A 5,366-nucleotide genomic window follows, 5' to 3' on the forward strand; every position below is an offset into this window, starting at 1 on the left:
TGGCATGCGGACACACTTTTCTTTACTTAACCCTCTAGCACGGCACGTCCACCGCAGCGATGCGGTGGGGTTGGATCGTGAGGCTCTCCCCGGTGGATTCGAGCACCGCGGAGATGGTGGAGGGGGTCATCATCACGATGGAGATCCAGTCATGGCTGGTGGCACCCGCATAGTCCACGTAGTGCAGGCGCACCTGTGTGCCCGCGGTATAGGCGCGGCGCAGCTCGGACATGATCTCCCGCGGCGAGCGGAAGGTCCGGGTGTCCGAGGCCTTCGTGCCGTCCGCCGGGTCCACGGCGATGGCCTGGTCGTGGGCGCGGCGAAAACCCTCCACGGCGCCGTCGATCTCCGAGGCGATCTCGGTGGAGTCCCCAGTGATGTCCATGATGTTGCGCTGGGGAGTATCCACGCGAGACGGGACACGAGCCGAGTGGGGTTCGGTGGCGGAGCCCTGCTGGAATGCCCTGGTGGCGTCGTCAATCAAATACCGCAGGGACTGGGGAACGGACGAGAGACCGCCGGGGGACATGCGATCCAGGAAGGCCTCGATGTCCTTCCATGGGGCGTCATAGCGCTTCGGCCCGATCAGGCTGAATACGTCGCCTTCGCGGCCGTCCTCGCGCACCAGGGTGGCGGTGAGCCCCAGACGGCGGCGAGACTGCAGGTCGGAGGTCATGCGGAACACCGGGGCAGGCAGCAGGTGAACCTCGTCGTAAATGATTAAGCCCCAGTCGCGGGAGTCGAACAGCTCCAGCGCCCGGTATTCGCCCTTCGACTTGCGCGTGACCACTTGGTAGGTGGCGATGGTCACGGGGCGGATCTCCTTCTTCTCTCCGGAGTATTCGCCGATTTCATCCTCCGTCAGGGAGGTGCGGCGCACTAGCTCGTCCTTCCACTGCCTGCCCGCGACGGTGTTCGTCACCAGGATCAGGGTGGTGGCCTTTGCCTTGGCCATCGAGGCCGCGCCGACCATCGTCTTGCCCGCACCACATGGCAGCACTACCACGCCCGAGCCGCCTTCCCAGAAGCTATCGGCCGCCATCTCCTGGTAGTCGCGCAGCTGCCATTCTTCGTGTTCCTGCGACAGCTCGATGGGGTGTGCCTCGCCGTCGACGTATCCCGCCAGGTCCTCTGCGGGCCAGCCGACCTTCAGCAGTTCCTGCTTGAGCCTGCCGCGCTCGGAAGGGTGCACAACGATCGAGTCCTCGTCGATCTCTGCGCCCAACATGGGCTTGATCTTTTTGTGACGCCGGATCTCCGTCAGCACAGCCCTGTCCGTCGTCTCTAGCACGAGCCCGTGCGCTGGGTGCTTGATGAGCTTCAGCCGCCCGTAGCGATCCATCGTGTCGGCAATGTCGATGAGCAGCGGCTGCGGGGCGGGGAACCGCGAGTAGGTTTCCAGCACGTCCATGATCTGCTCCGCGTCGTGCCCTGCCGCGCGGGCGTTCCACAGCGCCAGCGGGGTGATGCGGTAGGTGTGCACGTGCTCCGGCGCGCGCTCCAGCTCCGCGAACGGTGCCAGCGCGGTGCGCGCCTCCTGCGCCTGTTCGTGGTCGATTTCCAGCAGCACGGTCTTATCCGACTGCACAATGAGCGGTCCGTTTCCAATGCCCACGCTGTGTGTCACTTCCTTTTTGTTTATCGACGCCACCGCGACGGTGTTGCTCAAGCCAAAGACATCATTTTACGCTGCAGTGGTGCGAACTCGTGCTCCACTATGCTGAGACCCATGATTGCTCAGACGGGAAATCTGCGCCAATGGCAGTATTTCGTGGCTTTAGCGGAGACCGGTAGTTTTACAGCGGCGGCAGCGCGACTGGGAGTGAGTCAGCCGCCTGTCTCCAATGCCATTAAGCGCTTAGAAGCTGGTGTAGGTACACCGCTATTTATCCGAGGGGCGGGGGAAGTGAAACTAACCGAGGCAGGGTTGACCTTGCTTCCATATGCCCGGGTGATTAATCGCGATCTTCAGACTATGCATTCGATGATTGACGGTATCCGAAGTGGTGCGCAAAGCGGGTTTCGTTTGGCCATCAGTAGTGCGCTTCCAAGCGAGATAGGATCGCGTATTGCAGCAAAGGCACAGCAGCATGATGGAGTAGTTTTGTCGTCACTGCCTTCTGTTGAGATTCTTGCCCGTGTTGAAGAAGGCGCTATTCATGCGGGGCTTGTTCAAGCTCCGGTTCCCTTGGGTACTCACCGCAGTGCGAGGCAGTTTTCTCTGTCACGTGATCTAGTGGTGCCGCCGGGGTATTCAAGGTTGGATAAGACCTTGTCTCAATTGAATCTGCTGGTGGAGAACCTGAATGACAATTCAAGTGCAGCCAGTGGTTTGGCGAGAGAGCTATTTCGGTCGGGTGTGTCTTGCGAAATTAATGATTCAGAGGATGCTCTAGGTAGGGGCTTATTGATTGGAAGAGGGGAGGGGATGTCTTTGGTATTTCGCGGTTTTCACCAGTTTGACAATGCTATTGAGCTTCCTTCCCGTTTCGATTTTTCCGTGGATGTAGTGGTTCGCCGAGGTGGGATGGACAATGGCGCCGAGGCCATGGCGGTCGCCGAAAGAATTTGTCGAAGGATTAACCAATGACTGCACGGATGGAGATGGCCCTGGAAAACGTGTTGACGCGGTCGGGGTGTGAGGGATGGTGGTGTGCATCGCGACTGCACGATGGGGTGACTATCGGACGCAAACAAGACGAGAAAATTCCGGTGGCATCCTTATATAAAATCCGGCTCCTCCACCTCACTTTGGAAGCGATTCAACGAGGTGATCTGGATCCTCGTCTTCGTGTTGACGTTGCACCGTCCAAAGGAACTTACGAAGGGTATGGGTTCGCTGCCTTTGATGACGCAGTGAACGTGAGTCTCCGAGACTTAATGAAACAAGTCGCATCGGTGTCAGATAACGTGGCCGCCCACGAGATTTTGCGTCTACTGCCTGCGTGGGCTCGAGAAGCATTTCTTAAACGGTTTCCACCTCATTATGACTTGCAAGATCGGAATAGCTTAGTGACGGCGGAGAAACAATTGCGTCAATATGTTCAATCCCAAGGGGGGAGTAGTACAGATATAGCGTTTTCTGCAGTCTCTTCGTTGGCGGAAATAACTAATGACTTGGAACAGGTTTGGAAAGACGATAGTGCAGCGGTACGTCGATCTATGTGTGAACTCTTGGGGTTGCAGGTGTGGCGTCACCGTGTTCCTTCAGGCTTTCCTCCAAGCGGCGTTGATATCTATGGAAAAACGGGCACTGTAGGACTTCTCCATGGTGAAGCTTCGATTATCCAGGTTGAGGGCGAGGAGCCCATTGTGGTGTCCATCATGCTGAAACAGGTGGTGCCAGAACAAGCAATGAGTACTCACGATGGTGCTATTGGCGAAGTGGCTAGACTGCTCGTGGACGCTCTTCGTTAGAATTTCTGCCACTTGAATACACACTTCTACCATCGCCTATATGTGAATGAAATGAGACAATTGCATTATGTGATATTGGTGGCATCCAATGCGTCTCACTTAACGTCACTCCCATGATGACTAAGCACAATCGTTTCCGTCAGTCGGTGATTGCACTCTGTTCGCTCTCCGCAGTGATGTTGAGCAGCTGTTCAGCTCTACCGTGGGAATCAGACTCAGACGTATTTCTCAAAGCTTTCAACGCGGGAGATGACAGCAAGGCTGCACGGTATCTGGATCATCCAGACCCGGAGCGCGCCCTTCATGAATTTCGGCAGTCACTTCATGGTGTGAAGGTCAACATCGAAAAATCTGATATTTCCAATGGAAAGCAGAATACTCATGTGACTTGGTCCAAAGATGGTGTGGAGTTGGAGAGCAATGGTCGGCTCGTCCTTAGTGGACAGGATGGTAAGCCTCAATGGTTGCCTTCGATCTTCGAAGCTCAGTTGAGCGATGATTCCGCACTCTTTTTTGCTGAAGATAAACAGTACGATCTTCCAATTAAAGATCGCTTGGGCAATGAATATATGACCTGGACGAAAGTTATTCAGGTACGAGGTCGCAAAGATATAGCCTCTAGAGCGCAGGAATTGGCCCAGATTTTTGCACCAGTGTCTCCCACAACGACTAAGGAGTGGATCGAGCAGACCTTGGGAGAGTCTCAGGATGAAGACACCGTGCTCCTCACTTTGAGGCAGGAAGAATTCCGGAAGATACAAGAGCAACTTAGGACCTTTGAGGGAATTTCCACTGTGGAGCAGGGGCGTCTCTTAAGCGTGTCCAAAACTCTTAACTCTCCGCTGGATGCTGAATTGAACAAATATTGGGAGTCAGTGCTCGATGCTAATTCAGGATGGTCGATACGCGCTGAGAGTTCACAAGGTATGACGACGGTAGCCTCTGAGCCGCCTCGCCGAGTTCAGCCAATCGCAACCACTCTGGATAACACACTGCAAAGCGCAGCAAAACAAGCAGTGGACAGTGAGCAACGTGCCGCAGTTCTAGTCGTGCTCAATCCTAGAACAGGAGGTGTCCTTGCCGTTGCACAAAATGACAAGGCAAATAACCAAGGGCCAATCGCACTCACCGGGCTATTCCCACCGGGATCGACGTTCAAAACTGTGACCACAGCGGCGGCACTAGAGGCAGGGGCAGTCAGCATGGATGAGGAACTACCTTGTCCTAGCAATATCACCGTCGCTGGACGCACGATTCCCAACGATCATGACTTCGATCTAGGTAGCGTTCGACTGGAAGAAGCTTTCGCCCAATCATGTAACACAACCCAAGCGGTCATTTCGGATCGTTTGGGAGAAGATGATCTGCAACGGACTGCTTTAGAACTCGGAATTGGCTCCGACTTCGACGTACCAGGGATGACCACACTTACTGGTTCGGTGCCGCGGACACCGGCTGGACCTCCTCGTGTGGAGGCTTCTATTGGACAGGGCGAGGTTCTAGCTAGTCCATTTGGGATTGCGCTCATGGAATCGACTGTCGCTAACGGCGGCTTGCTTGTTCCTCCACAGCTCATTCAAGGCGAACAGACAGTAGTGAATAAACAGGCAGACCAGCATGTCAGCGATACAACTATTCAAAGCCTCCGGACGATGATGAAATCAACAATTGACCACGGTTCAGCTAGGTCGTTGAGTGATCTTAGTGCACTTGGCGGAAAGACTGGTACAGCAGAAATTGATGGCAAGCTTTCCAATGGCTGGTTCGCTGGAACGACAGGGGAATTGGCGATTGCGTCCCTTGTAATCGAAGGAGATTCTTCTCAGCCAGCTGTGGAAATGGCCGGGCGTTTCCTTCGCTCGCCGGATGTTCAGAAATTCTCTGGAATTCAATAAACTTGCGTCATAACCTCTAGCACGGGTTAAGTAAAGAAAAGTGTGTCTTTTCCG

General features: G+C 55.1%; 4 protein-coding genes. 3 read left to right on the plus strand and 1 reads right to left on the minus strand.

Annotated features, from left to right (window positions below; all coding sequences use genetic code 11):
- Positions 1–34 precede the first annotated feature (34 nt).
- A complete protein-coding gene (locus tag HMPREF2547_RS04520; RefSeq protein WP_016421371.1) occupies positions 35–1,615 on the minus strand; it encodes a helicase-associated domain-containing protein in 1,581 nt (526 codons plus the stop codon).
- Positions 1,616–1,729: 114 nt separating this feature from the next.
- On the opposite strand from HMPREF2547_RS04520, the gene HMPREF2547_RS04525 reads away from it, so the two are divergent.
- From HMPREF2547_RS04525 to pbp2m, 3 genes are all read left to right on the plus strand, one after another.
- Positions 1,730–2,590, plus strand: a complete 861-nt coding sequence (locus tag HMPREF2547_RS04525) for a LysR family transcriptional regulator (RefSeq protein ID WP_012360809.1) — start codon at positions 1,730–1,732, stop codon at positions 2,588–2,590.
- Entirely contained in the window at positions 2,587–3,417 is an 831-nt protein-coding gene (locus tag HMPREF2547_RS04530; protein ID WP_070604856.1) for a serine hydrolase, read from the plus strand. Before HMPREF2547_RS04525 ends, HMPREF2547_RS04530 begins: the two co-directional genes overlap by 4 nt.
- Positions 3,418–3,530: 113 nt before the next feature.
- Positions 3,531–5,312, plus strand: a complete 1,782-nt coding sequence (pbp2m, locus tag HMPREF2547_RS04535) for a penicillin-binding protein PBP2M (protein ID WP_070604859.1) — start codon at positions 3,531–3,533, stop codon at positions 5,310–5,312.
- Positions 5,313–5,366 lie beyond the last annotated feature (54 nt).

This window comes from Corynebacterium sp. HMSC055G02 (genome assembly GCF_001809065.1).
Classification (GTDB): domain Bacteria; phylum Actinomycetota; class Actinomycetes; order Mycobacteriales; family Mycobacteriaceae; genus Corynebacterium; species Corynebacterium jeikeium_D.

Excerpts from the sequence above, each read along its gene's own strand:
- HMPREF2547_RS04525 (WP_012360809.1), top strand. The coding sequence starts at position 1,730 with ATGATTGCTCAGACGGGAAATCTGCGCCAATGGCAGTATTTCGTGGCT.
- HMPREF2547_RS04530 (WP_070604856.1), top strand. The coding sequence starts at position 2,587 with ATGACTGCACGGATGGAGATGGCCCTGGAAAACGTGTTGACGCGGTCG.
- pbp2m (WP_070604859.1), top strand. The coding sequence starts at position 3,531 with ATGATGACTAAGCACAATCGTTTCCGTCAGTCGGTGATTGCACTCTGT.